Source organism: Streptomyces sp. WELS2, assembly GCF_013870595.1.
Lineage (GTDB): Bacteria > Actinomycetota > Actinomycetes > Streptomycetales > Streptomycetaceae > Streptomyces.
The window spans coordinates 1-3632 of record NZ_JACBWZ010000644.1 but is presented as its reverse complement, the minus strand read 5'-3'; the positions used below and the strand labels follow the sequence as shown (position 1 = coordinate 3632).

Genomic DNA, 3632 nt, shown 5'->3' with positions numbered 1-3632 from the left:
CCAGCAGTACCGGCGCGCGCTCGGCCGCCCGGTCGATCCGAACCTCGCGGTGTTCGCGGCCTACTGGAACCGCGGGGTGGCCTGCAACCCGGCCGCGATAGCCCGCAAGCTCGGCGAACTCGCCCCGCACATACGCCCCGTGTGGACGGTGAGCCAGAAGAACGCGGCCCTGCTGCCGCCCGGCACCGACCACGTGATCCCCGGCTCCCGCCGCTACTGGGAGACCATGGCCACCGCCAAGTACCTGACGAACAACGTCAACTTCCCCAACGCGGTGGTCAAACGCCCCGACGCGATCCACCTCCAGACCCACCACGGCACCCCGCTCAAGCGGATGGGCCTGGACCAGCGCGCCTACCCGGCCGCCGCCCAGGGCCTGGACTTCGCCGCGCTGATGGCCCGCGTCGACCGATGGGACTACAGCCTCAGCGCCAACAGCCACAGCACCCGCATGTGGGAGCGCGCCTACCCGTCCCGCTACACCTCGCTGGACTACGGCTATCCGCGCAACGACGTCTACTACACGGCCACCGCCGCCGATGTCCGCGCCGCCCGGGAGCGCCTCGGCATCGCCCCCGGGCAGACGGCCGTGCTGTACGCGCCCACCCACCGCGACTACGAGGCCGGCTTCACCCCCCGCCTCGACCTGGCCGCCCTCGCCGACCGCCTCGGCGAGAACACCGTGCTGCTCGTGCGCGCCCACTACTTCTACGGCACCGCCGCCCAGCCGACCGGGCTGCGCCGCTCCGGCCGGATCATCGACGTCTCCGTCTACGACCCCGTCGAGGAGCTGTGCCTGGCCGCCGACGCGCTGGTCACCGACTACTCGTCCATCATGTTCGACTACGCCAACCTGGACCGGCCGATCGTGATCCACGCCGACGACTGGGAGACCTACCGCACCACCCGCGGTGTCTACTTCGACCTGATGGCCGACCACCCCGGCCAGGTCGCCCGCACCCAGGAGGAACTGACGGAGATCTTCCGCTCCGGCGCCTGGCGCGACGAGTGCGCGGCCAAGGCCCGGGCCGCGTTCCGGCACCGGTTCTGCGAGTACGACGACGGACGCGCCGCCGAACGGGTCGTGCGGCGGGTGTTCCTCGGTGAACCGGAGGAGGCGCTGCCCCCGGTCCTCCCCGTCGAGCGGCGCACCCCCGCCCCGACGCCCGAGGAGGCCACCGCATGACCCGCCCCGACGTCACGGTCACGATCATCGTCCACAACGACGCGGCCCGGCTGCCCCGCGCGGTCGCCTCCGTGCGCGCGCAGACCCACCCCGGCATCGAGATCGTCATCAGCGACGACCACTCCACCGACGACACCCCCGAGGTGGCCCGGCGGCTGGCGGCCGAGGACGACCGCATCCGCGTCATCCGGCTCCCGGAGAACAGCGGCGGGTGCAGCGCCCCGCGCAACCGGGCCATCGAGACATCCCGGGCGCCGTACCTGATGTTCCTGGACAGCGACGACGAACTCCCGCCGCGCGCCGTGGAGGTGCTGCTCGCCGCGCACCGGGAACGCGAGGTGGACTTCGTCATGGGCGCGGTGCGCCGGGTCCGGGCCGACACCGGGCGCCGCTCCACCTGGATGCCCCACCTGGTCGCCGGGCGCCGCACCCTGGAGGGCATCGAGGAGGACCCCCGGCTGCTCTTCGAGCACCTGGCGACGAGCAAGATGTACCGGCGCGACTTCCTGGACCGCCACCGACTCCGCTTCCCCGAGGGCATCCACTACGAGGACCAGCTCTTCTCGGCGCAGGCGTACTGCCTGGCGAAGGCCTTCACGATCGTCCCGGACCCGGTGTACGTCTGGTACATCGAGCCGTTCGCCGCCGCGGCCTCCGCGTCCATCTCCAACCAGCGGCACCGGATCTCCAACGTCCGCGACCGGGTCCGCGTCCAGCGGCTGATCGACGACTTCCTGCTGAGCAGCGGGCACGAGGGGCTGCGGGCGGACAAGGACTTCAAGTTCCTCAAGCACGACTTCCGCATGTACGCCGGCGATCTGCCCTACCGGGACGACGCGTGGCTGGCCTCCTTCGCCGAGATCATGAACCCGTACCTGGACACGCTGTCCCCCGAGGCGTACGGCAGGCTGCCCAGGGCCGAGCGGGTGGTGCTGGAGCTGCTGCGGCAGGGGCGCACGGCCGAGGTACGGCTGGCGGCGCGCGGGCTGGGGCACCAGGTGGCGCCGCGCCGGGTGACGGCCGACGGCACGGGCGGCCCGTACTGGGGCGAGAGGCCGCCGGCGACGGAGCGGGCCCGCCGTGAACTGGACCTGTCCGAACTGGAACTGGACACCTGCCCGTTCCCGGCGGCCCGGTTCCGGCACGAGATCACGGACCTTGGGTACGAGCCCGGCGCGGTCCTCACCCTGACGGTCCGCACCTACGACCCGGGCCTGCGCCTGCCCGTCGGCCCCCAGCGCGCGTCGCTCCTGCTCACCCCCGGCAGGCGCCGGATGACGGTCCCGTTCCGCCTGGACCCGGTACGCCCCGGCGTCTTCACCGGCACGGTCCGTCTCCACCTCGCCTCGGCGTCCCTTCCCCTCCAGGGCTTCGACGGCGTGCGCCACCCCCTGATCCGCCTGGAGCAGCAGGGCCTGGCCAACTCGTCCGTGCTGCTCGCCCCGCCGGACTTCCCGGCACGCACGGCCCGCGTCGCGCACCACACCGTCACCGTCGAACCCGAACCCCACGACCCCGGGCGCCTGCAGATCCGCTGGCGGCCGGTGGGGGCGACGGCCCGGGTGCTGCGCCCGCTGGCCCGCCGGGTCACCAACCCGCGCCTGCGCAACGCGGCACGGCTGGCGGCGAGTGTTTTGAGGTAGGGGGCCCAGGCGGGTTCAGGGCACCACCCGGTACAGCACCTGCCCCCGTGGCCCCACGGCCGTCTCGTGGAGCCACGGGGCCGGGGCGCCCCCGACCACCCAGCGCACCCCGTACTCGCGCAGGATCCCCCGCCGTTCCTCCACCCCGGCCCCCGCCGAGAAGTACCGTTTCACCGCCGCCTCGCGCCGCCCGGCGTCCGGCAGGAACACGTCCGGATAGCCGGGCGCCACGGTGTACGGCCCGTACGCGGGGATCTGCCGGGCTGATGGTCGTCCAGGCGCCCACGTGCACCCGGTCGCCGTCCTGGAGCGGGACCGGCACGAACGGCTGGATCGGCTCCTCGGACATGTTGACCGTGGTGCCGTTGGTCGAGTTCTGGTCGACGACCGCCCAGCTGCCGTCCGGCTGCTGCACCAGCATCGCGTGCTGGTGCGAGACGCCCGGGTCCTCCGGCGGCACCGACAGGTCGATGTCCGGGGTGTCGCCGGTGGAGTGCCGGCGGCGCCCGATGGTCACCTGGTTGCCGGTGAGCGTGCGCTGCTGCTCGGGCGAGTACGCGGGCAGGTTCAGGCCCGCGGCCTCGGGGCCGGAGCGCTGCATCATCGCCATGAAGTACTCGCGGTCCGGACCGATGGTCGCGGTCCAGGTGCCCGGCCGGGCGCCCTGGCTTTGCCCCTGCCCCTGGGACTGGTGCGGGATCTGGGGTGCCTGCGGGGCCTGAGCCTGCTGGGGTGCCTGCGGGAACCCGCCGGGGCCGCCGCTCCAGGGCGGTGTGCACGTCCTCGTCGGCGATGGTGCCCAC

General features: G+C 73.3%; 2 protein-coding genes and 2 pseudogenes. 2 read left to right on the top strand and 2 right to left on the bottom strand.

What is annotated here, in order from left to right; genetic code table 11:
* A partial coding sequence (locus H5J33_RS27315; RefSeq protein WP_181797504.1) for a CDP-glycerol glycerophosphotransferase family protein occupies window positions 1-1186 on the top strand: 1186 nt, incomplete at its 5' end.
* The gene (locus tag H5J33_RS27310; RefSeq protein ID WP_181797503.1) at window positions 1183-2829 is read left to right on the top strand and encodes a glycosyltransferase family 2 protein; all 1647 of its coding nucleotides are present in this window, start codon (window positions 1183-1185) and stop codon (window positions 2827-2829) included. The genes H5J33_RS27315 and H5J33_RS27310, both read left to right, overlap by 4 nt.
* Window positions 2830-2844: 15 nt before the next feature.
* On the opposite strand, the pseudogene H5J33_RS27305 reads toward H5J33_RS27310, so the two are convergent.
* Window positions 2845-3093 (bottom strand): annotated as a pseudogene (locus tag H5J33_RS27305) (hypothetical protein); the annotation flags it as partial.
* Window positions 3092-3632, bottom strand: a pseudogene (locus tag H5J33_RS27300) (FHA domain-containing protein); the annotation flags it as partial. The pseudogenes H5J33_RS27305 and H5J33_RS27300, both read right to left, overlap by 2 nt.

Bases quoted from the DNA above. Each gene is read 5' to 3' on its own strand.
- H5J33_RS27310 (WP_181797503.1), top strand. From the start codon at position 1,183: ATGACCCGCCCCGACGTCACGGTCACGATCATCGTCCACAACGACGCG.